This window comes from Novosphingobium sp. (assembly GCF_024642085.1).
Classification (GTDB): Bacteria; Pseudomonadota; Alphaproteobacteria; order Sphingomonadales; family Sphingomonadaceae; genus Novosphingobium.
Window position 1 is genome coordinate 1 of record NZ_JAHEBV010000010.1, and the last position, 26538, is coordinate 26538.

27 protein-coding genes, 2 tRNA genes and 1 pseudogene are annotated in these 26538 nt (G+C 63.1%); 12 read left to right on the forward strand and 18 right to left on the reverse strand.

Translation table 11 applies throughout. The features are described 5' to 3' along the window. Nucleotides 1-188: pseudogene (locus tag Q0L62_RS06030) on the forward strand (CoA ester lyase); the annotation flags it as partial. 45 nt (nucleotides 189-233) lie between these two features. On the opposite strand, the gene Q0L62_RS06035 reads toward Q0L62_RS06030, so the two are convergent. Continuing rightward, nucleotides 234-482, reverse strand: a complete 249-nt coding sequence (locus Q0L62_RS06035) for a hypothetical protein (RefSeq protein ID WP_296677847.1) — start codon at nucleotides 480-482, stop codon at nucleotides 234-236. 7 nt (nucleotides 483-489) lie between these two features. Next, nucleotides 490-1158: a lipoyl(octanoyl) transferase LipB gene (gene lipB, locus Q0L62_RS06040; RefSeq protein ID WP_296677850.1), complete on the reverse strand. Its 669-nt coding sequence runs from the start codon at nucleotides 1156-1158 to the stop codon at nucleotides 490-492. Nucleotides 1159-1223: 65 nt separating this feature from the next. Between lipB and Q0L62_RS06045 the strand changes: the two genes are divergently transcribed. Further along, a complete protein-coding gene (locus tag Q0L62_RS06045) occupies nucleotides 1224-2039 on the forward strand; it encodes a hypothetical protein (protein WP_296677851.1) in 816 nt (271 codons plus the stop codon). A gap of 3 nt (nucleotides 2040-2042) precedes the next feature. Here the strand turns inward: Q0L62_RS06045 and Q0L62_RS06050 are convergent, their stop codons facing one another. Then, nucleotides 2043-2669 (reverse strand): class I SAM-dependent methyltransferase, encoded by a 627-nt coding sequence (locus Q0L62_RS06050; RefSeq protein WP_296677854.1) that lies wholly within the window; start codon nucleotides 2667-2669, stop codon nucleotides 2043-2045. Nucleotides 2670-2770: 101 nt separating this feature from the next. Here Q0L62_RS06050 and Q0L62_RS06055 point away from each other — a divergent pair, with 101 nt between their 5' ends. Continuing rightward, nucleotides 2771-4150 (forward strand): MFS transporter, encoded by a 1380-nt coding sequence (locus tag Q0L62_RS06055; protein ID WP_296677856.1) that lies wholly within the window; start codon nucleotides 2771-2773, stop codon nucleotides 4148-4150. On the opposite strand, the gene Q0L62_RS06060 is transcribed toward Q0L62_RS06055, so the two are convergent. Beyond that, entirely contained in the window at nucleotides 4147-4491 is a 345-nt protein-coding gene (locus Q0L62_RS06060; RefSeq protein ID WP_296678074.1) for an arsenate reductase family protein, read from the reverse strand. The genes Q0L62_RS06055 and Q0L62_RS06060 overlap by 4 nt on opposite strands. 201 nt (nucleotides 4492-4692) lie before the next feature. Between Q0L62_RS06060 and Q0L62_RS06065 the strand changes: the two genes are divergently transcribed. Further along, complete coding sequence (locus Q0L62_RS06065) at nucleotides 4693-6726, forward strand: TonB-dependent siderophore receptor (protein WP_296677859.1); 2034 nt, start codon at nucleotides 4693-4695, stop codon at nucleotides 6724-6726. Here Q0L62_RS06065 and Q0L62_RS06070 read toward each other — a convergent pair. The 7 genes from Q0L62_RS06070 to Q0L62_RS06100 all read right to left on the reverse strand — a co-directional run bounded on the left by Q0L62_RS06070 (nucleotide 6723) and on the right by Q0L62_RS06100 (nucleotide 13022). Then, the gene (locus Q0L62_RS06070) at nucleotides 6723-8003 is read right to left on the reverse strand and encodes an NADH:flavin oxidoreductase/NADH oxidase family protein (protein ID WP_296677861.1); all 1281 of its coding nucleotides are present in this window, start codon (nucleotides 8001-8003) and stop codon (nucleotides 6723-6725) included. The two genes, Q0L62_RS06065 and Q0L62_RS06070, sit on opposite strands and share 4 nt — an antisense overlap. A 34-nt stretch (nucleotides 8004-8037) precedes the next feature. Continuing rightward, nucleotides 8038-8574, reverse strand: coding sequence for a (2Fe-2S)-binding protein (locus Q0L62_RS06075; protein WP_296677864.1), 537 nt, complete (start codon nucleotides 8572-8574; stop codon nucleotides 8038-8040). Nucleotides 8575-8587: 13 nt separating this feature from the next. Continuing rightward, nucleotides 8588-9361, reverse strand: coding sequence for a class II aldolase/adducin family protein (locus Q0L62_RS06080; protein WP_296677866.1), 774 nt, complete (start codon nucleotides 9359-9361; stop codon nucleotides 8588-8590). 39 nt (nucleotides 9362-9400) lie between these two features. Further along, nucleotides 9401-11338 carry a TonB-dependent receptor gene (locus tag Q0L62_RS06085; protein ID WP_296678077.1) on the reverse strand — a complete coding sequence of 646 codons (1938 nt, stop codon included), beginning with the start codon at nucleotides 11336-11338 and terminating at the stop codon, nucleotides 9401-9403. A gap of 58 nt (nucleotides 11339-11396) precedes the next feature. Continuing rightward, nucleotides 11397-11472 (reverse strand) — tRNA-Thr (locus Q0L62_RS06090). A gap of 13 nt (nucleotides 11473-11485) precedes the next feature. Further along, nucleotides 11486-11559: transfer RNA gene (locus Q0L62_RS06095), tRNA-Cys, on the reverse strand. 77 nt (nucleotides 11560-11636) lie between these two features. Beyond that, nucleotides 11637-13022 carry an RNB domain-containing ribonuclease gene (locus Q0L62_RS06100; RefSeq protein WP_296677871.1) on the reverse strand — a complete coding sequence of 462 codons (1386 nt, stop codon included), beginning with the start codon at nucleotides 13020-13022 and terminating at the stop codon, nucleotides 11637-11639. A 95-nt stretch (nucleotides 13023-13117) separates the two neighbouring features. Between Q0L62_RS06100 and Q0L62_RS06105 the strand changes: the two genes are divergently transcribed. Together Q0L62_RS06105 and Q0L62_RS06110 are read left to right on the forward strand one after the other, a co-directional pair. Continuing rightward, nucleotides 13118-13258 carry a hypothetical protein gene (locus Q0L62_RS06105; protein WP_296677873.1) on the forward strand — a complete coding sequence of 47 codons (141 nt, stop codon included), beginning with the start codon at nucleotides 13118-13120 and terminating at the stop codon, nucleotides 13256-13258. A gap of 10 nt (nucleotides 13259-13268) precedes the next feature. Beyond that, nucleotides 13269-13799, forward strand: coding sequence for a molybdenum cofactor guanylyltransferase (locus tag Q0L62_RS06110; protein WP_296677875.1), 531 nt, complete (start codon nucleotides 13269-13271; stop codon nucleotides 13797-13799). Here Q0L62_RS06110 and Q0L62_RS06115 read toward each other — a convergent pair. From Q0L62_RS06115 to Q0L62_RS06125, 3 genes are all read right to left on the reverse strand, one after another. After that, nucleotides 13784-14596, reverse strand: coding sequence for a crotonase/enoyl-CoA hydratase family protein (locus tag Q0L62_RS06115; RefSeq protein ID WP_296677877.1), 813 nt, complete (start codon nucleotides 14594-14596; stop codon nucleotides 13784-13786). The two genes, Q0L62_RS06110 and Q0L62_RS06115, sit on opposite strands and share 16 nt — an antisense overlap. Before the next feature lie 19 nt (nucleotides 14597-14615). Further along, on the reverse strand, nucleotides 14616-15329 hold the full coding sequence (locus Q0L62_RS06120; protein ID WP_296677880.1) for a winged helix-turn-helix domain-containing protein: 714 nt from the start codon (nucleotides 15327-15329) through the stop codon (nucleotides 14616-14618). Between the two features lie 110 nt (nucleotides 15330-15439). Next, nucleotides 15440-16639 (reverse strand): LL-diaminopimelate aminotransferase, encoded by a 1200-nt coding sequence (locus Q0L62_RS06125; protein ID WP_296677882.1) that lies wholly within the window; start codon nucleotides 16637-16639, stop codon nucleotides 15440-15442. 209 nt (nucleotides 16640-16848) lie between these two features. Between Q0L62_RS06125 and Q0L62_RS06130 the strand changes: the two genes are divergently transcribed. The 3 genes from Q0L62_RS06130 to clpS all read left to right on the forward strand — a co-directional run bounded on the left by Q0L62_RS06130 (nucleotide 16849) and on the right by clpS (nucleotide 20166). After that, nucleotides 16849-18717, forward strand: a complete 1869-nt coding sequence (locus Q0L62_RS06130) for a class I poly(R)-hydroxyalkanoic acid synthase (protein ID WP_296677885.1) — start codon at nucleotides 16849-16851, stop codon at nucleotides 18715-18717. Between the two features lie 139 nt (nucleotides 18718-18856). Further along, on the forward strand, nucleotides 18857-19630 hold the full coding sequence (locus tag Q0L62_RS06135; RefSeq protein WP_296677888.1) for a phasin family protein: 774 nt from the start codon (nucleotides 18857-18859) through the stop codon (nucleotides 19628-19630). A gap of 143 nt (nucleotides 19631-19773) precedes the next feature. Then, nucleotides 19774-20166 carry an ATP-dependent Clp protease adapter ClpS gene (clpS, locus tag Q0L62_RS06140; protein ID WP_296677891.1) on the forward strand — a complete coding sequence of 131 codons (393 nt, stop codon included), beginning with the start codon at nucleotides 19774-19776 and terminating at the stop codon, nucleotides 20164-20166. 12 nt (nucleotides 20167-20178) lie between these two features. On the opposite strand, the gene Q0L62_RS06145 is transcribed toward clpS, so the two are convergent. From Q0L62_RS06145 to Q0L62_RS06155, 3 genes are read right to left on the reverse strand one after another with little or no spacing between them, the layout of a single operon-like run. Beyond that, nucleotides 20179-20940 carry a hypothetical protein gene (locus Q0L62_RS06145; RefSeq protein ID WP_296677893.1) on the reverse strand — a complete coding sequence of 254 codons (762 nt, stop codon included), beginning with the start codon at nucleotides 20938-20940 and terminating at the stop codon, nucleotides 20179-20181. 40 nt (nucleotides 20941-20980) lie between these two features. Beyond that, nucleotides 20981-21688 carry a VIT family protein gene (locus tag Q0L62_RS06150; protein ID WP_296677896.1) on the reverse strand — a complete coding sequence of 236 codons (708 nt, stop codon included), beginning with the start codon at nucleotides 21686-21688 and terminating at the stop codon, nucleotides 20981-20983. Beyond that, on the reverse strand, nucleotides 21675-21842 hold the full coding sequence (locus Q0L62_RS06155; protein ID WP_296677898.1) for a hypothetical protein: 168 nt from the start codon (nucleotides 21840-21842) through the stop codon (nucleotides 21675-21677). The genes Q0L62_RS06150 and Q0L62_RS06155 overlap by 14 nt, the downstream gene beginning before the upstream one ends. Between Q0L62_RS06155 and lptF the strand changes: the two genes are divergently transcribed. Both lptF and lptG read left to right on the forward strand, forming a co-directional pair. After that, nucleotides 21823-23040, forward strand: coding sequence for an LPS export ABC transporter permease LptF (lptF, locus tag Q0L62_RS06160; protein ID WP_296677901.1), 1218 nt, complete (start codon nucleotides 21823-21825; stop codon nucleotides 23038-23040). The genes Q0L62_RS06155 and lptF overlap by 20 nt on opposite strands. After that, nucleotides 23040-24137: an LPS export ABC transporter permease LptG gene (lptG, locus tag Q0L62_RS06165; RefSeq protein ID WP_296677904.1), complete on the forward strand. Its 1098-nt coding sequence runs from the start codon at nucleotides 23040-23042 to the stop codon at nucleotides 24135-24137. The genes lptF and lptG overlap by 1 nt, the downstream gene beginning before the upstream one ends. 12 nt (nucleotides 24138-24149) lie before the next feature. Here the strand turns inward: lptG and Q0L62_RS06170 are convergent, their stop codons facing one another. Then, nucleotides 24150-25229 (reverse strand): fatty acid desaturase, encoded by a 1080-nt coding sequence (locus Q0L62_RS06170; protein ID WP_296677907.1) that lies wholly within the window; start codon nucleotides 25227-25229, stop codon nucleotides 24150-24152. A 139-nt stretch (nucleotides 25230-25368) separates the two neighbouring features. On the opposite strand from Q0L62_RS06170, the gene Q0L62_RS06175 reads away from it, so the two are divergent. Further along, nucleotides 25369-26526 carry an N-acetyltransferase gene (locus Q0L62_RS06175; protein WP_296677909.1) on the forward strand — a complete coding sequence of 386 codons (1158 nt, stop codon included), beginning with the start codon at nucleotides 25369-25371 and terminating at the stop codon, nucleotides 26524-26526. The last annotated feature ends 12 nt before the right edge of the window (nucleotides 26527-26538 follow it).

Consider the following 26538-nt stretch of genomic DNA (forward strand, 5'->3'; position numbering starts at 1 on the left):
TTCATCCAGCCCAGGTCCCGATAATCAACCAGGCGTTTACGCCGACAGCTGCCGAAATCGAGGAGGCTCAGGCCATCGTCGCAGCGTTTGCGGCAAATCCGGCTGCGGGGGCCTTGCAGATTTCTGGCAAGATGATCGACCGGCCGCATCTCAAGCTGGCCCAAGGTATTCTGGCAAACGCGCCGTGACCCAAAAGCCGCGACGCGCGGCGCGGCGCCGTTATCGGCACACGGTCAGTCTGCTTTGTCGTCGTTTGCGGCCGCGTTCTTGGCCTTGTTTGCGGAACTGTCAGCCTTGGGCGCCAGCGGAGCCTGCGATCGCACGGTGTCATAGGGCAGCATTGCATCGCTGGCCGATCCTGGCAGGACTTCGCCTTCAGCCTTGCCGCCCGCGGCCTTCTTGGCATCACCCCCGCACCCGCAAAGAGTTGCAGCCAGGCAAGCCGCCGCAAGGGTTGGTAGCAAAGGGGTCAAGCGGGCCATCGACAAATCAATCCTTCAGGCTGGGCCGGTCAAGCCGGGACAGAAAATCGTCCATGCGCGCCAGCAATGCCCGATCCCATTGCGCAAAATCAAGCGGCACGCCAAGCCGTTCCAGGCTGGTCACGCCGAACTCTTCGATCCCGCAAGGGACAATGCCGCCAAAATGCGACAGATCGGGCGCCAGGTTTACCGAGAATCCGTGCATCGTCACCCAGCGACGAATGCGCACGCCAATTGCGCCGATTTTTGCCTCACGCCCGTCGATGTCGTTGGTCCAGATCCCTATCCGGCCCGGCGCGCGCCAGCTTTCGACCCCCACATCGGCCAGGGTGTCGATCACCCAGCCCTCAAGCGCATGAACAAAGCCGCGCACATCGCGTGATCGGCGTTTGAGGTCGAGCAGCACGTAACCCACCCGCTGACCCGGCCCGTGGTAGGTATAGCGCCCTCCGCGCCCTGCCTCGACCACATCGAATCGCGGATCGAGCAATTCGGCCGCAGCAGCGCTGGTTCCCGCGGTGTACACCGGTGGATGTTCCAGCAGCCAGATCAGTTCGCGCGCAGTGCCCGCCGCAATTTGCGCGTTGCGCGCGGTCATCGCTTCCAGCGCTTCGCGATAGGGCACCTGATGGCTGCCGATGCGCATTTCGATATCGTGGCGGTGGTTATCGGCCATGGCGCGTGTTGCGTGGCGGCAATCGCTGTGGTTATCAAGGGCCAAAGGCTGCAAAGGGGCGCACTATGAAGTTTGACAGCAATCAGGCCTGGAAGGATGCAAGCGCTTCGGTCATGGCAAACCGCGACGTTCTGCTGGCTCTGGCCGGGGTGTTCATCGCACTGCCGGCGCTGGCCTTGGCAATCTTCATGCCCCCGCCAGAACCGCCTTCCGGCGCAACACCGGAAGCAGCCCTGGCATTGATGGGCGAATATTACACCCATTCCTGGCTCGCATTGCTGGGCATAGCCTTGCTGCAATTGCTGGGCACGCTGACCATGTTGACGCTGTTCACCGATCGCAGCCGGCCCACTGTGGGTGAGGCGATCAAGCGCGGCGCACGGGGCGTCCTGCCCGTGATCGCCGCGCAGGTAATCATGGCGCTTGGTCTGGGCCTGCTGGTATCCGTGCTGATGATAGCGGCGATTGCAAGCGGAGCGGCCCTGCTGAAGCTGGCGGCTGGCCTGCTGCTGGTTGGCGCCGTGGCCTATGTGCTTGTTCGAACTGCACTGGTCAGCCCGATCGTGATTGTTGAAGATCAGCGCAATCCGATCATGGCGCTAAACCGGTCCTGGCAGTTGACCAAAGGATCGACCGGCAAACTGGCCGGCTTTTTTGCGATCCTGCTGGTCGCAGCGGTTGTGATCTACATCGTATTGGCGGCGGGCATCGGGCTGATCGTGTCCCTGATCGCTTCGGGATCGACCGAAGCGGCGATCAAGGATCTGATCGCCTCGTTCCTGCAGGCAGTGCTGAGCGTCTATTCGGTCGCTATCATCGCCGCGTGCCACCGCCAGCTGGCCGGACCTAGCGCCGAGGTTGAGGCACGGACATTCAGCTAGGCGCTATTCCTTCCAGCCCCAGAACAGCTTGCACGGCAGGACGTTCAGCAATTCGAACCCGGCATCGATGCGGGCAAAATGCTTGGCCATGAAATCGCGCGCGGCAGCGGTAAACTGATAGACCAGGAATGCGCCGCCCGGCCGCAACACGCGGTGCGTTGCCGCAGCAATTTCAGCCCCGACTCCGCCGGGCAAGGTAGAAAACGGAAGCCCTGACAGAACATAGTCGGCATGGGCATGGCCGTTCGCGCGCACGATCGTTTCGACATCGGCAGCGCTACCCAGGACAGCGGTAAAGCGGCTGTCGACAATCGTCGCTTTCAGATAATCAATGAACAGCGGGTTGGTGTCTATCACGATCAGCGCGCCGTCACGCGGCAGGCGCTCCAGTACCGGGCGGCAGAATGTGCCGACACCGGGCCCGTATTCAACGAACAGCTTGCATTCGTTCCACTTTACCGGGCCCAGCATCTTGGCAATGGTGAAACGCGATGACGGGATAATCGAACCGACCATGACCGGGTGCTCGAAGAACCCTTCGAGAAACACCCCCCACGGGCCAAGCTTCCGCATAATCTGGCGCCTGAGCCGATGCGGCAATGCCTCGTCGGCAAGCTCGGTGCTGGTCATGCTGGGGGTGTTATCCTGAAAGCCGCGGAGAAAAGCTCCGCGCGTTTCACAAATTTGTCCGCCCATTGCAAGGCAAGAGCGACACGACTAGCGACGAAATGATGGACCATGCCGAGACAGCTGGCGAAGCGGGCACTGTGCCTTCGCCCACCACAGGCTCGCTGCCGCGCGGTCGTCTGGTGCTGCTTTATCTGGTCATGCTGGTCACGGCGGCTGGCAATACGGCGATGCAATCGGTCATGCCCTCGATCGGCACAGCGCTCCATGTCCAGGATTTCTGGATCAGCCTGGCCTATACCTGGTCGGCGCTGCTGTGGATGACCTGCGCGCCGATGTGGGCGCGCCGTTCCGACCGGCGCGGACGCAAAGCGATGATGGCTATTGGCCTGACCGGGTTCATTGCCAGTTTCTCGCTTTGTGGTCTGACCCTGTACTTTGGCCTGAACGGCATGCTGGGCGGAGTGGCCACGCTGCTGGCCTTTGCGCTGTGCCGTTCGCTCTACGGCCTGTTTGGATCGGCCGCGCCGCCGGCAGTCCAGGCCTATGTCGCTAGCCGCACCAGCCGGGCTGAACGGACCCAGGCCCTGTCCCTGATATCGTCCAGCTTCGGCCTTGGCACGGTGCTTGGCCCCGCGCTGGCGCCGATGCTGATTCTGCCAGCCCTGGGCCTCGTCAGCCCGTTTCTGGCCTTTGCCCTGATCGCGGTGGTGGTGCTGGTTGCGCTGCGCCTGCGTCTGCCGGACGATACGCCTGCCTTTGCCGGGCGCGGTGAGGTCATGGCCGCTCCGTTCAGCGCCAATTCCAATTCCGGCCGACGTGACGCCAGCGCAGATAGCGACCCCGAACCTGGTCACAGCACTTTGCCCCCGCCCATTACCGACGTGGCCAAGTTATCGTGGTTCGACCAGCGGCTGCGTCCCTGGCTGGTGGCCGGCCTGATCGGCGGCCACGCCCAGGCAGCGGTGATGGGAATTGTCGGCTTTCTGGTGCTTGACCGGCTTGGTCTGCGCGGCGATCCGACTGCGGGGGCGGGCCCGACCGGGCTGGTCCTGATGGCTGGCGCCATGGCCACTTTGCTGGCCCAATGGGGGATAATCCCGCTGTTCCACATGGGCCCGCGCGCATCGTGCCTGTCGGGGATGGTACTGGCGGCTATCGGCGTGGCGCTGCTTTCTGTGGCGCAGGACCTTCATGGTATTACGCTGGGCATCGCGTTGTCTTCGATGGGTTTTGGCTTGTTTCGTCCCGGTTTCACCGCAGGCGCTTCACTGTCTGTCAGCCGCGCAGAACAGGGCCAGTCTGCCGGGATCGTCGCATCAACCAACGGCGCGGCCTATATTGTTGCGCCGGCAATTGGTGTCTGGCTCTATGGGCATTCGCCGGTGGTCGGCTTTACCGTGATCGAGCTGCTGTGCGCTGCGGTCCTTGTGCTGGGCTGGCGCGGCATGGCCGATGACGATGCACTGATGAAACCGCGCTAGAGAATATCGCGCACCCGATCCTGGGGCCGGCACAACCGCACGCCCTTGTCTGTTTCCACCAATGGCCGTTCGATCAGGCGCGGATCTGCGGCCATTGCGGCAAGAACGGTCGCTTCGTTGGCCTGGGGCAGGCCGCGTTCTTCGGCGTCGGTCCCGCGCAGGCGCAGTCCCTGCTGCGGCGTCATGCCGGCATCGCGGTAAAGCTGCGCCAGTTTGGCCGCGGGCGGCGGGTTCTTCAGATATTCGACCACTGTAACATTAACGCCCGGTATTTCTTTCAGGATCGCCAGCGTCTTGCGCGAGGTACCGCAGGCCGGGTTGTGCCAGATTGTCGCTTTCATGGAATCTCCGTCGTCGGCCATTTCGGGATCCCTATAAACTTTATCCGCAAACGGCAATTTGCGCCTTGTCAATGCGAACGATTCGCATTAGCGGCTGATCTCGTTAATGAGAATTAATCGCAACAACACACTCTGGATTATGTCGTGAACTTTGCCTGCCGCTATTTGCTTTCTGCTGCCGTAATCGCCTGTTTCTTTCCCGTGACGGCCCGGGCCGGCGGTGCCGATACAGATGATCAGGCTCCGATAATCGTCACCGGCCAGCGCGATGGCTATGTAATCGATCAGGCCGACGCGACAAAGACCGGCACGCCGCTGCTCGACACCCCGCAAAGCGTCACGACGATCGGGCGCCAGCAGCTCAATGATCAGGCGGTCGAGGCACTGAACGACGCTTTGCGTTACGTCCCAGGCGTAACTCTGGGCCAGGGCGAGGGCCACCGTGACCAGATCGTCCTGCGCGGGCAAAGCAGCACGGCAGACTTCTTTCTCGACGGCCTGCGGGATGATGCGCAGTACTACCGCCCGCTGTTCAATACCGAGCGGGTCGAAGTGCTTAAGGGTGCCAACGCACTTTTGTTTGGCCGGGGCGGCGGCGGCGGGATCGTCAACCGGGTGTCCAAGTCGGCGGGGTTCAGCCGCACTGTTGGCGGTGCTTCGATCGGGATCGACACCTTCGGTGCGTGGTCCCTGGCTGGAGACGCCAACGTGGTGCTGGCCGATCAGGTGGCCCTGCGCATCAACGGCATATATGAAAAATTGGCCAACCACCGCGACGGATATGACGGGCACTTCATCGGGCTCGCGCCTACACTCGGCGTCAAGCTGGGCCAGGCAACCACGCTGACGCTGGCTTATGAATTCGGCCGTGATGACCGCGTGATAGACCGGGGGGTGCCCTCACTCGGCGGCACTCCGCTGACCGGCTACGACCGTACGTTGTTCGGCAGCCCGCGGCTTAATCGCGGCACTGTCGACGCGCACATCGCCCGCGCGCGGCTGGATCATGAACTGGCCGATGGGCTGACCCTGTCGGTGGCGGGAATGTTCGCCGGTTATGACAAGCTTTACGCCAATGTCCTGCCGGCATCAGCAACGGCGGCCACGGTTACGCTTAGCGGTTATGAAAGCGCAACCCAGCGGACCAACGCGATCGGCCAGGTTAACCTGGTCTGGAAAGGGCATACCGGCACAATCGCCCACACCCTGCTGGCGGGCATAGAAGGTGCCAGCCAGATCAGCGATGCAACGCGGCGGAACGTCCTGTTCGCCACCGGAACCGGCGGCACCTCGGCGGCAACCACGGTGCCCCTGGCGCAAAGCCTGGCCCTGCCCGCCACCAGTTTCACCGGCCTGGTTACGGACAGCCACACCCGCGTCCGCAGCCTGTCCGCCTATGTCCAGGACCAGATCGAATTGTTGCCGTTCCTTCAGGTGATCGCCGGGGTGCGGCATGACCGTTTCGAAATTGCCGCGATCAATCGTCTGAATGCGTCCACGCCGAACCGAACCGACAGCAAATGGTCGCCGCGTCTTGGACTGGTGATCAAACCGCAGCAGCACCTCTCGCTTTATGCAAGCTATGCCAGAAGCTTCCTGCCGCAATCGGGCGATCAATTTTCAACGCTCGATCCTGCGTACCAAAGCCTTGATCCCGAGGCGTTCCGCAACCTGGAACTAGGCGCGAAATGGGAGGTAGCCCCGGCGCTGGTAGTCACTGCCGCCGCCTTCCAGGTTGACCGCAGCAATACCCGCGTCGCCGATCCGGCCAATCCCGGCTTTTTCGTTCTGACAGGGGCTAGCCGCGTCAAAGGACTGGAAGCAGCACTTTCGGGACGGATTGCCCGGCGCTGGTCGGCGACACTAGGCTATACTTACCAAGAGGGCGAAATCCGCCAAGCCACCAGCGCTGCACCCGCCGGACGCCAGCTCGACAAGCTGCCCCATCACCAGTTCAGCGCCTGGACCCGCTATGATCTTAGCGACAGACTGGGTTTGGGGCTGGGCGTAGTCCACCAGTCGGGCCAGTTCGCCACCATCAGCAATGCCGTCACTCTGCCCGGCTTCACGCGGATCGACGCATCGGCCTTTTACGACATCAGCGACCGCTTCAGCCTGCAACTCAATGTCGAAAACCTGGCCGACACCCGTTATTACCCCAGCGCCCACACCGACAACAACATCGCCACTGGCGAACCAATCAACGCCCGGCTGACGGCGCGGATAACGTTTTAACTCCGGCGCGCTTTCAGCCAGGCCTTGTGTGTGCGTTCCACTTCGAGGAACGATTTGAACACGCTCTGGTCAAGATTGGTCCGCCCGGTCCGGCCCAGTGCGTAGATCTGGCTGTAGTACCAGTCCTGCGCGGCAAAGCCATCAATCGCGCGGACCATCTTGAAGCGCTTCAACCCGGCCAGAACGCCTGTAAACATGGTCAGCCCAGCCTCGGGCCGCGGCAGACTGTCCGCGCCATCCAGCAGGCGCCGGGCTCCATCGGTCTGGGCGCAAAGTGGACGGCCGATGCCGATCACGTCACCGGCCCCTGCAGCCAGCACCTGCTCTATCGCCGCGCGGCTGCGCAGCCCTCCGGTAACCATCAGCGGAACCTTGACGGCGCTCTTCATGGCGAGCGCGAAATCAGCAAAATAGGCTTCCCGTGCCAGGGTCGATGCCGCGACTTTGGGCATTTCGGGCGGCTCCATCCCCTCCATCCCGATCAGCTTGGGCTGTTCATAGGTGCCGCCTGAAATCTCGATCAGGTCAACCCCTTCGGCTTCAAGCCATTGCACCACCTGCAGGCTTTCCTCGAAGGCAAAGCCGCCTTTCTGGAAATCAGCCGAGTTGAGTTTAACCGCCACCGCCGCGCTGGTGGGGACGACCGCGCGCATCGCGCGAACCACGCGCAACAGGAACCGGGCGCGGTTTTCCAGGCTGCCACCCCATTCGTCACTGCGCTGATTGCTGCGCGGACTGAGGAACTGCGAAATCAAGTATCCGTGCGCGGCGTGAACCTGGATTCCGTCGAACCCGGCATCGATCGAGGTCGCCGCGGCCTGCCCGAACCGGGTAATAAGGTCCTCTATCTCAGCGCTTGTCAGGGCCACTGGTTCGCCAAACTGGCCGCCGGGCAGACCCAGCTTGACCGGCGACGGGGCCTTGGGATGCGGATTGACCGTCTTCATCGTCTGCCGCCCGGCGTGGCTGATCTGCGCCCAGAACTGCGCCCCGCCGGCCTTGGCCGCGACGGTCATCCGCCGCAGCGCACTCAGCGTTGCGCCGTCTGCAGGCCGATCAAGGATCATGTTGCCCGGTCGTTCCAGATGATCGGCATCGATCTGGATATTTCCCGACAACAGCATGCCGCAGCCGCCCTGCCCCCAAATGGAATAAAGCCGTTCCAGCTCCGGCGTTGCCAGTCCCTGCGGATCGGCCAGCCCTTCGGTCATCGCGGCCTTGGCCAGGCGGTTGGGCAAGACCGCGCCGCACGGCAGCTTCAATGGTGTATTGATCATCCCCTACCACTCCCCCTTGGTCGTGTTTGACAGCCTACTGGCGCCGCATCGCTGGAACGGCGCGGGCCGCATCTTCGGGTGTGATCCCCGGCGCGGGCGCTGCGCTGATCGTCTCGATCCGGCGGGCCACCCGCCCCGCGCGCTGGATGGCACGGACCAGCCGAGGATAGACGCCGCAGCGGCATAGGTTGGGGACGGCGGCCTTGATGTCCTGTGCCGAAGGGTCGGCATTGCGCGCCAGCAGCGCGGCTGCGGCCATGACGATCCCGGGAGTGCAGAACCCGCACTGGATTGCCTGCTCTGCCACCATGGCCTGCTGCACCGGGTGCGAGCGATCGGCAGACAGGCCTTCGATCGTAGTCACACTGCGGCCCTCGGCCTCCGCCAGACTGACCAGGCAGGAACGCAGCGCCTGGCCATCAACCAGCACCATGCAGGCCCCGCAATCCCCCACCCCACAACCGTATTTGGTTCCGGTCAGATTGGCAGCATCGCGCAGCGCCCACAGCAACGGGGTCTGCGGATCAAGCTGGAAATCGACCGGGCGGTCGTTAACGGTCAGGCTGGGCAAGGGACTGTGATCCTCAGTCGCGCCAGCTGCGGTCAATCGTGTCGATCCGCCGTACCCAGGCATCGAAATCAGCCTGTCCCGGCCGCGTGCCTGGGACCACGCCCTGGGCAAGGTCGCGCTGGTGGACCGCTACCACATCGTCGGGGACGAGCAGCGGCGTGCCTGCGGCCATGGTAGCCAGCTGCACCTCGCAGGCACGCTGCAAGCTCCAGTGCTGAAGAAACATTTCGGGCAGCGATCGACCCAATATCACCGGGCCATGATTACGCAGCATAAGGATGCGCCGGTCACCCAGGTTGGCCAGCAGCCGCTCACCTTCCTCGTCGCGGACAGTGATCCCTTCAAAATCGTGGTAGGCCAGCCGCCCAGCAAAGTTGCAGGCGTAGAAATTAACGGGCTGCAGCCCGCCTTCCAGGCTGCATACAGCCATCATCGCGGTCGTATGCGAATGGGCAATGGCATGGGCCCAAGGGGCATGGCGGTGGAACAGCGCGTGCTGGACAAAGCCGGCCCGGTTGACTGGATACTGGCTGCCATCCAGCGTATTCCCATCAATGTCGATCTTGACGAGGTTCGATGCTGTGACTTCGCTGTAAAGCAAGCCAAACGGATTGATCAGGAACGCCCCATCCTCTTCCGGCACCCGGGCCGAAATGTGGTTATAGATCGATTCCGACCAGCCAAGGTGGTCGAAGACGCGGTAACAGGCCGCCAGCTCAAGCCGGGCCTGCCATTCAGCCTCGCTGCAATCAAGGTTGCGACTATGCGCGGAAAGTTTGGTGGCCATCGCTCTGCTCCAGTTCGCTTTTGCAACCAGTGTAACCGATCAGCGCGGCAGGGCAACGCGCAATCCGGCCCACAGCGTGCGCGAAACGCCCAGATCGATCGATCCGCCCTGGTTGCGAGTGACGATCTGCCTGTCGGTAAGGTTTTCGCCGCGCAGGATCAGGCTCACCCCGCTGCGCAGAGGAACCTGAACAAAGGCGTCCAGTGTCGTCACCGCAGGCAGCACGTCGGTCTGCAGGTCGTCCTCAAACTGCGCGCCGACAGGCTTGACCGTTGCGGCGATCCGCCAGCCGCCGCGCGGTGCCCAGGCCAGTGTGGCGCTGGCAGCCAATTTGGGCGTCTGCGCCGGACGCTTGCCATCAAGCGCCGGGCTGGCCGCTGCCTCCACCCGGGCATCGGTCAAAGCCAGCGAGCCATCAAACGATACCGTCCGCAGCCGCAGCCCCGCGCCAAGCTCCAGTCCGCGCGCGCGGACCGCATCGACATTGCGCCGTTCGCGCAGGTTGGTGCCAATGGTCACATTGGCGATGGCGTGGCGGACCCGGTTGTCGAACGCCGTAACTGACAGGCGTACGGCGGTGCTTGGCGCGTAATCGATGCCGCCCTCGAACCCTACCAGCCGCTCATTGCCGAGCAGCGCATTAGCGCGGGTAGTGACAGGAAAGACCGTGAAGGGCCGGTACAGTTCATTCAATGTCGGCTGGCGCAGGCCGGAATAGACAGAACCGCGCAGCGTTAGCCCGCCGCCTATTGCCAACAAGGCGCCGCCGCGCAGGCTTTCTGCCCAGCCGTTGCGGCCCGCAAAAAAGCTGTCTGGCCGGGTCGTATCGCGGAAAAATCCATCGCCGATGCTCCAGCGGTCGATCCGCGCCCCGCCCGTCAGCGTGATCCGGCCCAGCCGCCAATCGCTTTCGGCATATAACCCCAGATCGGCATTACGCCCGCCCGCGCTGCGCCGCGCGGAAACCAGCCCGGTCGCCGTGCTGTAGGCATCTTCGTACATTGTGCCGCTGGCCACGCGCCAGTCACTGCCCAGCCGAAGCGCAAGCGTTCTGCCAACGGGCGGGCGCAGTTCTGCCTTGCCGCCCCATCCGGTCGAAGGGGTCGCGCGCTGGTCAAGCGTCTTCCTGAAATTGGTCGCACTGATCACCACGTTGGAATAGTCGCGCGCCTGGACATAGCCGAGCAGCTCGAAGCCCCACGCGCCTCGTCCGACCAGGCGCAGACTGGCATCCTGCCCGCTGCTAGTCGAATCCGCACCGGCAAACCGCAAGGTGCGGTGATCGTCAAACGCCAGTATCCGGGCCTGCAGTTCGGTTTCGGAAGTCAGCGGCGCAACTCCGCGCAGGCTGGCCGACCAGCTGTCATAGCGCGCCCGGGCCGATGCCGGCACTCGTTGACTTTTGGGTGTCGTCCAAAAACCCTGGCCGTGGTCCCACCGCGCCGAAGCCACGACAAAGCCGGAACCCAGCCGCGGCGCCAGCATGGCCGAAAGTGCGGTTTCGCCGCGATCATCGACCAGCGCCTCGCCCTCCAGCAAGGCCAGATCGTCTGCCCCGGCGCTGTCCAGCTCAATGGTCCCGGCAACCGCGCCCGCGCCAAACGCACCTGCCCCGCCGCCGCGAGTGACCCTTGCCTGAGCCAATCGCTCCGGGGCCAGTGCCGACAGCGGCACATGGCCGAAAAACGGATCGGCCATCGGCACCCCGTCAAGCAGGACCAGCGTCCGGCTCGAAGCGTTGCCGCCCAGCGCACGCAAGGTCACCCCTTGCGCGGTCGGGTTGGACGATCGGCTGTCCGATCGCCGGAACTGCTGGAAGCCTGCCACGGCGGACAAGGCATCCTCGATCCGTCCCGATGCACTGGAACGCAGGCGCTCGGCATCGATCGCAACCTGGTCATAGGCCGCCGCCGATTCCGGCACGGCCAGCGGCCGTCCGGTCACCACGATCACCGATGCAGGATCATCTGCCGCCAGAGCCGGCGCAGCGCTCGCAAAATAGCAGTACCCGGCAGCAAGTGCCCGGGTGAATAAGTGGTGCCGCTTACGTGACTCGAACACGTGACCCCATCATTACGAATGATGTGCTCTACCGACTGAGCTAAAGCGGCAAACCCACTGTGCTGGAGGCCCGAGCCGGAATCGAACCGGCGTAAACGGATTTGCAATCCGGTGCGTAACCACTCCGCCATCGGGCCATCCATCCCGCCGAAGCGGGAAAGGCGCCACTAGCCGAGGCGCGTTGGCCGCGCAACCCGCTTTGCGAGGAGCAAGGTCAGGCGATCCGGCTGAAGGCGAGTTCGCGGCGAACGGGGTCGGCGCGGTCAAGCCGGACGGTGATTTTTTCACCCGGAGTTACAGACCTGGCGACGGTGCGCGCCACGACCGGCAGGTCGCACAACTGGATCCGGGCGCCCGCTTCGCCAAGATCGGTGACCATCGCGGCAAAACTTTGGCCCTCCTGTCCGGCAAGCACTTCAGTTTCAGCGAGATCAACCACAGCGCGTTCGATCTGGCCAGCGCGGGCATCGGCCTTGCCCATAACCGGTCCAAGCTTCTGAAACGCACTCTCGACAGCAGCGGGAACCGGTTGTCCATTGGCCACCGCAAGGGCAGCGCGCACGACATAGCGATCGGCCAGGCGGCGCAAGGGAGCGGTGGCGTGAGCGTAAGTCGCCGCCATCGCCGCGTGCCATGGTTTGACGTCCGCCTTGAAAGGTACATAGGACGCGCCGTTACCGGCCCGGCGGATTGCCAGCATGAAGGCTGCCTGAGCCGGGTCCCGGGGATCAAGGCCAGCTTCGTAATCTTTCAGCCCCTGCGATTGAGGCCAATCGAGTCCAAAGGCGCGGGCGGTATGACGCAGTCGCGCGACAGCTCCTGCGTCGGGTTCGGCCATAACGCGGAAAAGGCCCGTCTTTGCCGCGTAAAGTGCGTCGGCCACAGCCATATTGGTTGCAAGGGACAGCGCGGCATTGCGGGTTTCGGAAATCGCTATTGGGCGAAATCGCAGGGTATAGTGCCCGGCTGCATCACGCTCTACCTCCTGTTCGGGCGGATCGACCCGGGCCGCGCCGCGCGCCGCTTCGGCGCGCGCCACGCGGTCGCCAAGCTCGATGAAACCGTCCGGCAGCTGATCGTCGCGCACAGCGTCATAGGCCAGCTTGGCACGGCTGCGGATCACGGCACGCTCCGCGCAATCGAGCTTGACCGTGCCATCGGGTGCAACGCGGGTAGTGAATATTACCGCCGGGCGGGGACCATCGGGCAGCAGGCTGGCCGCGCCTTCGGCCAGCACCCGGGGATACAGGCCTGCCTTCCCATCGGGCAGATAGAAGGTTTCACCTCTTTGCCATGCTTCGGTATCGACAGGATCGCCGTCGGCAACAAACCAGGCAACGTCGGCAATGGCGTAATGCAGCAGCAGGTCATTGCCCGCGGCCTCGATAGTGAAGGCTTGATCGAGATCGGTCGAACTTGCTGGATCAAGCGTAACGAAAGGCATCGCCGTGCGGTCGGCGTGCTCGCCTGGTGTTCGCCGGGCCGACTGGGCAGCGGCGGCATCGACTTCGGGCGGGAAATGATCGGGCACCTTGAACTGGGCGCGAATCGCGGCGAGCCCTTGGCCAAGAGCGAGGGCGGGATCATGCAAGGCCTTCATCGCGCACCGGGCTATACCGCTGCCAGCCACTTGCCAAGCGCTGACCGAGTGCGCACACAAGCGCCTCCACCTATAATTGCCGGAGTGCCGCCGTCATGCATACCCGCGCCTTCAGCGCCAAGGCCGAAATCCCTTCGACAATTTCGACGCAGGCGGGCGACTACTGCTCGTTTAACGTCACCGGCTGTTACACGGTTGATCAAGGGGAATTATTTGCCGAGGGTCTGACGGCATGATGCAGCTAGCATGATCCTGGGCGCGGTGCTCGCCGGGGGGCAATCCTCCCGCTTCGGCAGTGACAAGGCGCTGGCTAACGTGAAGGGTCACACTCTGCTCAGCCTCGCTGTCAGCAAGCTGTCGGGCTGGTGCGACAAGGTCGTGGTGGTGGGGCGCGACGAGGCCCCTACCCCGACCCTGCCCGATTGGCCCGGCCCCGGCATGGGTCCCTTAGGCGGTATCGCTGCCGCGCTGCGCCTGGCTCGCCAGGAAGGCTTTGACCTGGTCCTGACAATAGGCGTCGATTCGCTGGGCCTGCCGGACGATCTGCCAGCCCGCCTGGACCCAGCACCGGCCTATGTTGCCGACCAGCCGGTAATCGCCTTGTGGCCGGCCCATGCAGAAGGGGCGGTGGTGAAAATCCTTGAAAGCGACGCGAGGCATTCGATGATGGCGCTGGCAGAAGCCGTGGGCGCGCGCGCCATCACACTGCCGGCGGCAACGATCAACATCAATACACCCGCAGATCTGGCAAGCGTTCCCGATCACGGATCAGAATAGACGCCCCTGCGTTTTTCCATCTGGCTCATCACGGCTTCGATCTGGTTCTTGCTGCCGATCAGGGCTTGCTGCTCCACGCTTTCGGCCATCAGGATCTCGTCCGTGGTCGCCTCGAGATAGCGATTGAACAACCGCTTGGCGGCGCGCTGCGCATGGGGGTTACGATCAGCGATCTCGGCCGCGATGGCTGTGGCGCGGGCGACCGGATTGGCATCGACGATGGTGGCAAAGCCATATGCGCCGGCTTGTTCGCCGGTAAACTCGCGGTTGGTATACGTAAGTTCGCGCAGCAGGTCATCGCGGACCATGCCTTTCCACAACGCGTAGCCAGCCATATCCGGAACTAGCCCCCACTTCATCTCCATCACAGCCAGCCGTGCGGCGGGGTCGACCACCCTAATATCGGCACCGCTGGCCACCTGGAGCCCGCCGCCAAAGCACACCCCGTGGACCGCCGCGATCACCGGCACGGCAAGCTTGCGCCACAGCATCGCCACCTGCTGCGGCATATTGGCGGCGCCGTGCGTCCGCTCGGTCAGCGGGGCGCGGTCATGGCGGCTGGTGTTGGCCATGCTGGCCATGTCGAGCCCGGCACAAAAGCTGCGCCCTTCGCCCGCCAGCACCACGGCCCGCAGGCCCTTCATTTCGTGCAGCGCATGGCCCGCGCCGATCAGCGCAGCAAACATGTCGGGATCAAGCGCGTTCATCTTGTCGGCGCGGATCAGGCGGACCTGAGCAACGCCATCCGTACCCAGTTCGACCGTCACTCGCCCGCCGGGGTTCATTTCCTGCCGCATCGCTAGCCCTGCCCTTCGTTCAGCTGGTTTCGTGCGCGCGTTCCTTGCCCATCCTGGCATAGCCGTCCAGCGCGAAATCAGCGGGCAGCCCCACGGCAAGCCGATAGCCTCCATGCGGCGCGGTTTCGATCAGCCCGTCAAGCCCGGCAATGCGCAGCTTGGCCCGCAGGCGGCTGACATGGACAGCCAGGCTGTTTGTTTCGGGGCGGAACGACAGCCGCCAGACATCACACAGCAGCGCAGCGCCGGACACAGCATAGCCGGGCTGTTCGCCCAGTCGCCACAGCAGCGCAAACTCACGCGGGTGAAGGCCAATCGGCCGCCCGGCGACAAACCCGTCGCGCGCCACCATGTCGAGCAGCAGTGTTCCTATCCGGCGGCGCCGCGGCAGGGTCAGCGCGCGCTCGGTCATCCGCTCGATCCGCACGGCCAATTCATCCAGGCTGACAGGCCAGCCAAATGCCTCGCCAAAGCCCATTCGCAGCAAACGCGAGCGCTGCTGCGCATCTTCAATCCCCAGCATGGCCGTGGCGCGGCGGCGCTGCGAAGGCCCGCCTGTCAGGGAAAGCCACTGGCTGAAGGGCAGGCCGCTGGGTACCGCCAGCAACGGGCACGGATCGACCGGGCCAGGATCGTCCGGCGCACGGCGCAATCGCCAGCCCAGCCGGCGCAGATCGCAGACTGCAGGAACAGGCCCCGCCGCCAGCCAGCTAAACTCTCGCAAAAATGGCAACCCCAAGGCGCGCCTGTCTTGCTGCCAGGCATTGGGGGCTTGCTCTTGCCATGCAAGACGCGTTGCAACCAAAACGGCTTACAGGCACCGGATCGCAGGTCGGCGGCGACCTATGCCGCGGTGGTGTTGACCCCCATGCTGGCCAGATAGCGCCGCACATTCCGGGCAGCCTGGCGCAGGCGCTGTTCGTTTTCGACCATGGCGATGCGGACAAAACCTTCGCCTTCCTCGCCGTACCCGACGCCGGGGGCAACGGCCACTTCGGCATGGGTCAGCAATTGCTTGGAAAACTCAAGGCTGCCCATGTGTTGCAGCGCCGGTGGCAGCGGCGCCCAGGCAAACATCGAGGCCTTGGGGCTGGGGATTTCCCAGCCGGCCCTGCCAAAGCTCTCAACCAGCACGTCGCGGCGCTTTTGATACAGTGCGCGGTTCGCCTCAACGATATCCTGCGGCCCGTTGAGCGCGGCGCAAGCGGCCGCCTGGATCGGGGTGAAAGCCCCGTAATCGAGGTAACTTTTCACCCGGGTCAGCGCCGCGATCAGCCGCGGGTTGCCCACGGCGAAGCCGACGCGCCACCCGGCCATGGAAAAGGTCTTGGACATCGACGTAAACTCGACCGCCACGTCCTTGGCCCCCGGTACCTGCAGGATCGAAACGGTCGGGTTGCCATCGTAATAAAGTTCGGAATAGGCCAGGTCCGACAGCACCCAGACCTTGTTTTCCTTGGCCCAGGCGACCAGCCGTTCATAGAACGCCAGGTCGACCGTTTCGGCGGTCGGGTTCGATGGATAATTGACGATCAGGATGGACGGACGCGGCACGGTGAAGGCCATCGCCCGGTCCAGTGCCCGCCAGTAATTCTCGTCCGGGGTGGTCGGCACCGATCGGATCGTCGCGCCTGCGATGATGAATCCGAAGGTGTGGATCGGGTAGCTGGGGTTGGGTGCCAGCACCACATCACCCGGTGCCGTCATTGCCGTGGCCATGCTGGCCAGACCTTCCTTCGATCCCATGGTCATGACCACTTCGGTTTCGGGATCAAGGTCAACGCCGAACCGGCGGCCATAGTAATTGGCCTGGGCCTTGCGGATGCCGGGAATGCCCTTGGACGCCGAATAGCCATGGGCGTCCGGCTTCTGCGCAACTTCACACAGCTTGTCGATCACATGGGCCGGAGGGGGCAGATCGGGATTGCCCATGCCCAGGTCGATAATGTCCTTGCCCGCGGCGCGCGCCGCGGCCCGCATGCCGTTGACTTCGGCGATGACATAGGGCGGCAGTCGCTTGATGCGGTAGAACTCGTCTTCCATGGGGCCTTTCCAGTTAGCCTGCGCCAGTCCGGCGCGCGGGCGCCTTATCAGGAATAGCGCCGCTTTGCGCCAGCCTTTTTCGATTATCCTGCGGAGCCGTCAGCCCGTGCTTCGCGTTGCATCGCAGCGTCAATGCTGGCAGGGACGAAAGCGGAGAAGAGGTGCAACGCGCAAGGCGCCGCAAGGCGCCCGGTGATGGAGCCTTTGTGATGACTGACCAGCCCGCCGACCCTGCCGCTTTCCTGGCTGACCTGTTCAAGGCACCGCAGCAGCTGTTTGCGCCACTGGGCCGCTCGGGCGATCCGGGGCCCGGCGCCCAGGATCTGGCACAATGGGCCAGCGTGGCGCAGCGCATGCAGATGCTGTGGTTCGATTTCCAGCAACAGCAACTGTCCGTCAACGCCCAGAAAATGCCTTCGATGCTGGGAGATCCAGGCAATTGGCTGGACATCATGCAGGGCTGGCTCAAAGCCTTGCCGCTGGCCAATCCCGATACCCAAAAGCGGTTGTGGGAAGACAGCCTGGCTTTGTGGGAAGGCGTGCTGGGTCAATACGGCATCGGCCCCAAGGCCGCAGGCGATAATTCCGATGCTCCCGTCTTGCCGCGTAAGGACCGCCGGTTTGCCGATCCCAAATGGCGCGAACAGCCGTTTTTTGCACTGGTGCACCAAACCTACCTGATGCTGGCGGAACAAGTCATGGCCATGGCTGATGCGGCCCATACCGACGATCCCGCCAAAGCCGAACAGCTGCGGTTTGCTGCGCGCACTCTGGTTGAGGCGTTGAGCCCGGCTCATTTCCCGCTGACAAATCCGCTGGTGGTGGAAAAAACCTTGGCATCGCGCGGCGAAAACCTGGTCAAGGGGATGGAACATCTGCTGGCGGACCTGCGCCGCGGGCAGTTGACCCACGTCGATCCCGATGCGTTCAAACTGGGCGAAAATATCGCCACCACGCCGGGCAAGGTGGTTTACCAGACGCCGCTGTATCAGTTGATCCAGTACAGAGCGGCGACGGACACGGTGCTGGACGTGCCGCTGGTCATTTTTCCGCCGTGGATCAACCGGTTTTACATCCTGGATCTGGCCCCGCAGAAAAGCTTTATCAAGTGGGCGGTCGACCAGGGTGTGACAGTTTTCGTCGTGTCGTGGAAATCGGCTGACGAGACCATGGCCGACCTGTTGTGGGACGATTACATCGCCGCACAGATCGACGCGGTCGAACAGGTCCGCGCGCGGCTGGGGGTCAAGGCGGTTCACACCATTGGTTACTGCGTGGCCGGTACGACCCTGGCTGCTACGCTGGCCGTGCTCGCCCGGCGGGGCGAGGCGGACAGGATCAAAAGCGCGACCTTCTTCACCGCCCAGGTCGATTTCGAGCAATCGGGCGAACTCAAAGTGTTCATTGACGATCAGCAGCTCAATGCGCTGGGGAAACTTTCGGCGCAGACCGGTTACCTTGACGGACGGGTCATGTCGGCCACCTTCAACATGCTGCGCGGCAACGATCTGATCTGGAACTACGTGGTCAAGAATTATCTGCTGGGCGAAGACTATCCCGCGTTCGATCTGCTGCACTGGAACGGTGATGTCACCAACCTGCCAGCCAAGTGGCACGCGGCCTATCTCAAGGATCTGTACCGCGACAACAAGCTGGTCATACCCGATGCGCTGTCGGCGTTGGGTACACCGATCGACCTGACGCGGATCGAGACGCCGGCCTTTATCCAGGCCGGGCGCGAGGATCATATCGCCCCGGCTGAAAGCGTCTGGCGTCTGACCCGGCATCTGCGCGGACCGGCAACATTTCTGCTGGCAGGTTCAGGCCACATAGCCGGCGTGGTCAATCCGCCGGCGGCAAAGAAGTACCAGTACTGGACCAATGGCGGGCCAGCTGACACGCTGGCCGAGTTTATCGCCGGATCAACCGAGACGCCGGGAAGCTGGTGGCCCCACTGGATCGCATGGCTGCGCGGACAGGACGCGGCCGAAGTACCCGCCAATGGCAAGCGTGTTCCCGGCGGCAAGGGCGATACGGTGCTGGAAGATGCGCCGGGCAGCTATGTAAAGGCGCGGTAAGTCCATCATCTTGCAGTCTAAATCGGGTTTATGCTGCACTGCACAAAAATTCCTTGACTTCGCACTCGCAATATCTATTTTGTGCAGTGCAACAATGACCGGGCCGAAGGTCGGCACGGGACAAACAAGGATGTGACAGATGGCCGACGCCGCTGAAGCAAAGATTGACGCCGCCAAGGCGGAAGCCGCCGCGCAGAAGGCTTATGCAGCCGCTGCCGAGCAGACCGAAGCCAAGGCAGAACCCGTAGCCAAGGTTGCCGCGCCGAAGGCCGCGTCCCCCAAGGCTGCGACCAAGCCGGCGCCCGCTGCCAGGACTGTAAAGGCCAAGCCCGCCGCAACAAAGCCCGCCGCCAAGAAAGCTGGCGTCAAAAAGGCTGCGCCCAAGAAGATCACCAAGCCTGCCCCTGCCAAGGCTGCACAGCCGGCAGCGCAGGTTTCCACCCTGAACAAGTTTAAGGATACCGTCATGACCAAGACCAAGACCACCACCGAAGACTTCACCGCAAAGATGAAGGACGCCGTTGCCGAAGCGCAGGACCGCGCCAAGGTCGCGTTTGAAAAGAGCCAGGCAATGTTCGGCGATGCCGGCGCGTTCACCAAGGGCAACGTCGAAGCTCTGGTCGAATCGGGCAAGATCCTGGCCGCCGGCCTGCAGGACATGGGCAAGGACTATGTCGCTGAAGGCAAGGCCGTGATCGAAACCGTCCAGGCCGACGTGAAGCAGATGGCCGCCGTCAAGTCGCCGACTGACTTCTTCAAGCTGCAGGGCGAAATCATGCGCCGCAACTTCGACGCTGTCGTCGCGACCGGTTCGAAGCGTTCGGAAGCCATGCTCAAGCTGGCCAACGAAGCGATTGCCCCGATCTCGACCCGCGTCAGCGTAGCGATCGAAAAGGTCAAGCAGGCCGCGTAAGCGGCCGTTCCTCGCGGCGCCGGGCACCTCTCTCCCCGCCGCGCCGCGAGCCGAAAACCCGGGCCGGACAGCCAATGCGCTGTCCGGCCCGTTCGTTTTTTGGCAACGCTTTTGCCGCAAGCACTTGTCCGGACATCCCTTCGATGCGATATTTTGCGATGATGCAGCTCAACCGCCTACCCGATCCTCTGGCCAACAGTGCCACCGATGACCCTGACAAGGGGGGTGATGCCGGTGGGCAGAACCAGATCGGCGTCGCCACCAAGACCCGGGCCAAGCCCAAGAAGCCCAGCCAGTTCAAGGTGCTGATGCTCAACGACGATTACACCCCGATGGAGTTCGTGGTGGTCTGCCTGAAGCGATTTTTTTCCATGGATATGGAACAGGCGACCCGCGTAATGCTTCACGTGCACCAGAAGGGTGTGGGAGTTTGCGGTATCTTCACCTATGAGGTCGCCGAAACCAAGGTCAATCAGGTGATGGACTTTGCCAAGCAGAACCAGCACCCGCTGCAATGCACGCTGGAAAAGGCCTGAACGGCCACCCGGTCAGTTATACTGGTCGATGCAGCTGTCGCGCGCTTCCAGCCCGCCTGTGCCATCAGCCTCACGGCGCTTCATGCAGGCAATCGCACGGTCCCACGCAGCCTGATAGCTGATCTTCTTCACACGGGCATAATTTGCGACCCATTCAGGGTATGGCAGTGAAAACAGCCGGACGCTGGATGGAATGCCAACCGCATCGATCGGCCCCTCGCCGCATACTTCGCGCAGCTTGCGCACATCGGGATCGCGTTCGTTTGCGCCGGGATAGCCGCCCCAGATCGCGGGCTCACCGACGCGCGCTGATGGCTTGCCGCTGTCGAACACAGCCAGATAGCCCTGGCTGTCGCGCCCGATCTGGGCATTGCGATCGAACAGCACCAGATTGCCGGGCTTGCCCTTTCGGTCCGCTCGCCGGAAGCAGCCGTGATCAAGCAAGACGGTCCCGTAGGTTGCCGAAGTCAGGACGATGGTCGCCGCCGATTTCGACCGCGGAAACAGGTGAAACGGATAGCGGGCGTCGGCCTCAACCTGGGCGGGAGGCGCTTCACGCGCATAGATCTCGCCCCCCGTTTCGCTTGCCCCCGGTTCAGGCGGGGCCACGCTTGGCCACGGACTGGCCGGAACCTTGCCGATCGAGGCCATGCCGTCAGCATCCAATGCCGCACCGGTAAGCGCAAAGCGATCATGCGCAGTTTGCGGCAGGGTGGTGCATGACGCCATGCTGGCCAGGATAAGGTTCAGGGCGATCGGGCGAAGCGATTTCATCTTTTTGCAAACAAAACAAACGCTGCCAAGTTCCATCTAATCAGGCCGCACTCGTTCCAAACAGGCTGCCAATGAAATAGGTCGCGGCCATGGCCATGACACCCCAAAACGCCACCCGGACCACACCTTTGGTAACCTGCGCACCGCCGGCCGCCGCGCCAATTGCGCCCAGCAGCATCAGGAAACACAGTGCCGCAAAGGACACACTCAGCGGGATTTGTCCCAGGGGCGTCAGGACAGCGGCCCCCAGAGGCAGCGCCGCGCCGACGGAAAAGGTCGCGGCCGAGGTCAGCGCGGCCTGGATCGGACGGGCGCGGTGCATCTCGGCAAGGCCCAATTCGTCGCGGGCGTGTGTAGCCAGCGCATTGTGCGCCGTCAGCGATTCGGCCACCTGCCTGGCGAGATCTTCAGACAAGCCGCGCCCACGGTATATCCCGGTCAGTTCGTCCAGCTCCTTGGCGGGCAAAGCCGCAAGTTCGCCGCGTTCACGAACAAGATCGGCAGCTTCGGTATCGGCCTGGCTTGATACCGAAACATATTCGCCGGCCGCCATCGACATGGCGCCGGCAACCAGGCCGGCAACGCCGGCAACCACAACCTCGTGCTTGGCGCTGGCCGCCGCTGCGACGCCGACGACCAGGCTGGCTGTGGAAACTATTCCGTCATTCGCACCCAAAACTGCGGCGCGCAACCAGCCGATACGCGCTACAGCATGGTTTTCCGCCGATCCCTGTTCAGCTATCGTCATCGCCGTCCCCTTCGTCACCCTGACCCTGATCTATGACTGTCACCGCCCCGGCGCCAGCGGCACTTTCGCGCTTTCGCCCATGCGCCGCGATGGGTATGGAGACCTTGACCCGACCGGAACCGATTGCCTCACCTTTGAAATTTCTCCCTGCCATCGATCGCTATATCCTGCGCCTGACGCTCGTCCCGATGGCAGCGGTGTTTTTGATCGCCGCGTCGCTGCTGATCCTCGACAAGATGCTGAAGCTGTTCGATTTTGTCGCCAGCGAAGGCGGTCCGATCGGCGTGGTGTTCCGCATGCTGGCCAATCTGCTGCCCGAATACGCCAGTCTGGCGATCCCGCTGGGGCTGATGCTGGGGATCCTGCTGGCTTTTCGCAAGCTGGCGACGTCCAGCGAACTGGACGTGATGCGCGCGGTCGGGCTGGGCTATACCCGGCTGCTGCGCATGCCTTATGCCATCACGCTGGTACTGGCCGCGCTTAACCTGGTGATCGTCGGCTATCTCCAGCCGCTTTCGCGGTACTGGTACGAACAGCTTGAGTTTGAACTGCGATCAGGGGCGCTGGGCGCCTCGATCAAGGTGGGTGAGTTTACCACCCTGCAGGACAAAATGGCGCTGCGGATCGAGCAGAGCCGCGAGGAAGGCCGCCGCCTGATCGGCATTTACGCCCGGGTCAACAGCCCGCGCGGCGAAGTGCTGACCATCAGCGCCCGCGAAGGGCGCTTCCTGGCCCTGCAGGAAAACCCCGATACTATCATCCTGCGGCTGACCGACGGGCAGATCATCCAGGACGATCCCAGACAGACCCCGCGCGTGCTGACTTTCACCCGCCACGATCTGCCGATTGACCTTCCAGCGATCGAGAAGTTCCGTCAGCGCGGCGGCAAGGAGCGCGAATACATCCTGCCTGAACTGATGAAGATCGGGTGGAGCCAGGACGCTTCAAGCCAGATGAGGAATGAGACCCGCGCAAGCCTTTCGTTCCGGCTGGTCGAAGTGGTGATGATGCTGTTGTTGCCGCTGCTGGCCGTTGCGCTGGCGATCCCGCCCAAACGGTCGACTTCGTCGCTCGGGCTGTTCGTATCGATCGTGATGGTCGTGGCTTATCACAAGATCAACGAATACGGGCAGGCCGTGGCAGCGCTGGGCCGCCTTTCGCCCGCGGTGATCCTGTGGGGGCCGTTCGTGCTGTTTGCCGCGCTGATCGTATGGATGTACTGGCGCGTCGCCTACGTACCGGGCGGGCAGGCGATCGGAGCACTTGAAAAGGTCGTGGGCAATCTGGGCAAGCGGATCATGAAGCTGATCCGGCGGCGCACCGGCGGTCCAGCGGCGGCGGAGACGGCCTGATGTTTGCCTCGTTGTTCCCCTCGCCCACGTTGACGTGGTACCTGGTCAAGCTGTTCGTCGGCCGCATTCTGGGCGTATTGGTCCTGCTGGTGCTGGTACTGCAAGCGCTGCAATTGCTGTCCGAAAGCGGCGATATCCTGGCGGTGCCGGGGAATGGTCAGGCTGAAATCTGGCGCTTTGTCCAGCTTAATGTGCCCCAGTTGATTTCCCGTTTCCTGCCCTATTCGGTCCTTCTGGCAACATTGTTTACTTTCTGGCCGCTCAATCAGAACAGCGAGGTTATCGCCATGCGCGCCGGCGGGCTTTCGGCGCACCAGGTGCTGGCCCCGTTGCTGCTGACCGCTGGCGTAATCTCGCTTGTTAGCCTTGTCTTCAACGAAACCGTCGTGGCCAGATCGGCCGGCACGCTGAAGGTCTGGAATGACCTCAAATATTATCCCATCCCGGCCGAAAGCGGATCGCGATCAAACGTCTACCTGCGCGATGGGGACAACATCCTGGCCGCCCGCACAGTGACCGGCAGCGGACCTGCTACGATAATGGACGACGTATCGTTCTATCGCCGCGATCCGGGCGGCATGGTCATCCAGCAAATGCGCAGCCCGCGCGCGGTCTATGCCAATCCGGGCTGGCAGCTGCAGGAGCCGACCGTTTTCAATGTTGCGGCCACGCAGACGCAGAAGCTGGGCGACACGGTTGTCTCACAAAGCGTGACCCCGGCGCAGGTGGCGATCAGCAAGATCGATCCGGACGGCGAGAATATCATCACGCTTGGTCGCCAGATCGAGGAACTGCGCGCTGCCGGGCGCCGCACCGATGCGCTTGACGCCAAATGGTGGCACAAGCTGTCTGGCCCGCTTTCCGCGCTGCTGATGCCGCTGCTGGGATCGGTCGCGGCGTTTGGCCTGGCCCGGTCCGGCCAGTTGCTGGTCCGCGCCGTGGTCGGCATGGCGCTGGGTTTTGCCTATTTCGTGGTCGACAACGCCGCGCTCGCGGTAGGCAATTTCGGCGGCTACACTCCCCTTATCGCGGCCTGGGCACCGTTCCTGCTGTTCGCGCTGGTTGGCGAAACCGTTCTGGTCCGAACCGAGGAATAGCGGTGGCGGCTTTCAGCGCGCGATCATCGTGCTGCGTGCCAGCCGGGCCACCAGCGGAACGAGGCCAGGATAATTTGCCCCGTCATAGGTTGATCCAGCGCCCAGCGCGGCGCGCAGGCGGCGATGCGCTTCGGGCAGCGAATGGTATGGCATCGAGGGCAGCAGGTGGTGCAGCGCGTGATAGCGCAGGCCGACCGGCGCCCACAGTTCCGCCCAGATACCCGGCGGGGGCACATTGACCGAATCGAGGTACTGCGCGGTGACAGTCATCGGATCGCCTTCATTCTCCCACAGATGCGCCACCAGCGTGCGCACCTGGTTGAACAGGGCGGTGATCGAGACAATCGCCAAAGCAATCACCAGCGGACGCCAGCCCAGCACCTGAGTGCTGGCCAGCAGGCACCAGGCCCACAGGCTGGCCCCCAGTTCCTGCCAGAACACCATGCGGGCAAAATCGCCTTCAGGCGGGCGGCGGCGGAAATCGGGATTGATCGACAGCGCGCTGGCCCGTTCCCACACCAAGGTGCGCAGCGGCGGAACGACTGTGCCCAGCGGCACAAGCAACGCAGAACGGATCAAAAGGCCGATCGGCAGCAGCAAGGCGACCAGCGCAAACACCGGCAGACTCCACCATTTCATCAGGGCAAGCGGCAGATATTCCGGATCTTCCCCCGTTCCATAGCGGGTGCGCGCGTGATGCAGGGTGTGAACGCCTTCGTACATGAACGACGGGGTCAGCACCGGAATGCCCACCAGTACATTCCAGCCGAAACGGAAACCCGGCAAGGCTGTGCGATGGATATGGGTCAGTTCATGAATGAACAGCAGCGCGCGGTACAGCGCGATGACCGCCACGGCGCCGCTGGCAAGCGCCGCCCAGGGATTGTCCAGCAGGATTGCCCCGGCAATCCCGGCATAACCCAGCCCTGCCGACAGCAGCATGTCGGGCCAGTAGATCGCACCGCGCGCGGCGGATATGTCGCGGGTCAGTTCCACCGCGGCGCGCAACATCCCCATGTCATCGGGGATCGCTGCCATCCGCTGCGCGGTGTTAGGGCCGCTGGTCGCGGTGATCGGTTGATGTACGCTCATTTCTTCACAAAATCCGCCTTGGCCCGGCCGGCAAAATCGCGGCCTGCACACATTTTCGCCAAAATGGGTCGCCAAGGCGTGCCTGACAAGCCAAACGGCCAAATCGCAGTCGCCCCTGCACCCCAACAAAGGCATGATCGTGGCAAAAGCAGACCTTTTTATCACTCCGGTCGAAACCAAGGCTGAACGCGCCGCTTTTGTCGATCTGGCGTACCGGCTTAACGCTGATGATCCGGCCTGGGTTGCGCCGCTGCGCATGGAGGCATTGGAGCTGATCACGCCGGGCAAGAACCCGTTCTTTGACCATGCCGATGTCCAGCTGTTCCTGGCCCGGCGCGGCGATGCCGTTGTCGGGCGGATATCCGCGCATATCGATCATCTGGCCACGGCTCAGCCAGCCGAACAGGGTATGGGGCCGGGAACAGGCAACTGGGGCCTGCTGGAAGCCGAGGACGAGGCAGTGGCTCAGGCGCTGATTGGGCGCGCCGAAGAATGGCTGCGCGAAAAGGGCATGACCCGTGTGCTTGCCCCGCTCTCGATGTCGATCTGGGAAGAGCCTGGCCAGCTGACCAGGGGTTTCGACCATTCGCCCACGGTAATGATGGGCCATCAGCCGCAGCGCTATCAACACTATATCGAGGCACTGGAATACAAGCCGGCCAAGCTGCTCAACACGTATGAGCTCGACATCACCATGCCGTTTCCGCCGCTGATCGAGCGGATCATTCAGTCAGGAGAGAGGAACGCCAAAATCCGCATCCGCGGCGTCGACAAGAGCAGGTTCGATGCCGAAGCAGCACTGATCCTCCACATTCTCAACGATGCCTGGTCGGACAACTGGGGTTTCGTCCCCTTTACCGACCGGGAGATCGCCTACGCCGGCAAGAAGTTCAAACCGATCGTGCGCGAAGACTTGATCATGATCGCCGAATACGAAGGTCAGCCGGTCGCCTTCATGATGACCCTGCCCGACATGAACGAAGTGCTGAAGCCGATGCGCGGCAAGCTGTTTCCTTTCGGCTGGATCAAGTTGCTGGCCTGGCTGCGCAAACCAAAAGTGCGAACCATGCGGGTGCCGCTGATGGGCGTCGTCAAGCAGCATCAGTCAAGCCGACTTGCAAGCCAGCTGGCTTTTATGATGATCGAGTTTATTCGCCGCAATGCTGTGACCCGTTACGGCGCCACACGGGGCGAGATCGGCTGGATTTTGGATGACAACCAGGGGATGAACGCCATTGCCCAGGCAATCGACAGCCACGTCAACAAGGAATACACCATCTACGCCAAGGCACTGTAGCGGAGCCTTTCG

Coding starts and splice junctions, on each gene's coding strand:
- Q0L62_RS06035 (WP_296677847.1), bottom strand. CDS start 482: ATGGCCCGCTTGACCCCTTTGCTACCAACCCTTGCGGCGGCTTGCCTG.
- lipB (WP_296677850.1), bottom strand. CDS start 1,158: ATGGCCGATAACCACCGCCACGATATCGAAATGCGCATCGGCAGCCAT.
- Q0L62_RS06045 (WP_296677851.1), top strand. CDS start 1,224: ATGAAGTTTGACAGCAATCAGGCCTGGAAGGATGCAAGCGCTTCGGTC.
- Q0L62_RS06050 (WP_296677854.1), bottom strand. CDS start 2,669: ATGACCAGCACCGAGCTTGCCGACGAGGCATTGCCGCATCGGCTCAGG.
- Q0L62_RS06055 (WP_296677856.1), top strand. CDS start 2,771: ATGGACCATGCCGAGACAGCTGGCGAAGCGGGCACTGTGCCTTCGCCC.
- Q0L62_RS06060 (WP_296678074.1), bottom strand. CDS start 4,491: ATGAAAGCGACAATCTGGCACAACCCGGCCTGCGGTACCTCGCGCAAG.
- Q0L62_RS06070 (WP_296677861.1), bottom strand. CDS start 8,003: ATGATCAATACACCATTGAAGCTGCCGTGCGGCGCGGTCTTGCCCAAC.
- Q0L62_RS06080 (WP_296677866.1), bottom strand. CDS start 9,361: ATGGCCACCAAACTTTCCGCGCATAGTCGCAACCTTGATTGCAGCGAG.
- Q0L62_RS06100 (WP_296677871.1), bottom strand. CDS start 13,022: ATGAAGGCCTTGCATGATCCCGCCCTCGCTCTTGGCCAAGGGCTCGCC.
- Q0L62_RS06105 (WP_296677873.1), top strand. CDS start 13,118: ATGCATACCCGCGCCTTCAGCGCCAAGGCCGAAATCCCTTCGACAATT.
- Q0L62_RS06110 (WP_296677875.1), top strand. CDS start 13,269: ATGATCCTGGGCGCGGTGCTCGCCGGGGGGCAATCCTCCCGCTTCGGC.
- Q0L62_RS06115 (WP_296677877.1), bottom strand. CDS start 14,596: ATGCGGCAGGAAATGAACCCCGGCGGGCGAGTGACGGTCGAACTGGGT.
- Q0L62_RS06125 (WP_296677882.1), bottom strand. CDS start 16,639: ATGGAAGACGAGTTCTACCGCATCAAGCGACTGCCGCCCTATGTCATC.
- Q0L62_RS06130 (WP_296677885.1), top strand. CDS start 16,849: ATGACTGACCAGCCCGCCGACCCTGCCGCTTTCCTGGCTGACCTGTTC.
- Q0L62_RS06135 (WP_296677888.1), top strand. CDS start 18,857: ATGGCCGACGCCGCTGAAGCAAAGATTGACGCCGCCAAGGCGGAAGCC.
- clpS (WP_296677891.1), top strand. CDS start 19,774: ATGCGATATTTTGCGATGATGCAGCTCAACCGCCTACCCGATCCTCTG.
- Q0L62_RS06145 (WP_296677893.1), bottom strand. CDS start 20,940: ATGAAATCGCTTCGCCCGATCGCCCTGAACCTTATCCTGGCCAGCATG.
- Q0L62_RS06150 (WP_296677896.1), bottom strand. CDS start 21,688: ATGACGATAGCTGAACAGGGATCGGCGGAAAACCATGCTGTAGCGCGT.
- Q0L62_RS06155 (WP_296677898.1), bottom strand. CDS start 21,842: ATGGCAGGGAGAAATTTCAAAGGTGAGGCAATCGGTTCCGGTCGGGTC.
- lptG (WP_296677904.1), top strand. CDS start 23,040: ATGTTTGCCTCGTTGTTCCCCTCGCCCACGTTGACGTGGTACCTGGTC.
- Q0L62_RS06170 (WP_296677907.1), bottom strand. CDS start 25,229: ATGAGCGTACATCAACCGATCACCGCGACCAGCGGCCCTAACACCGCG.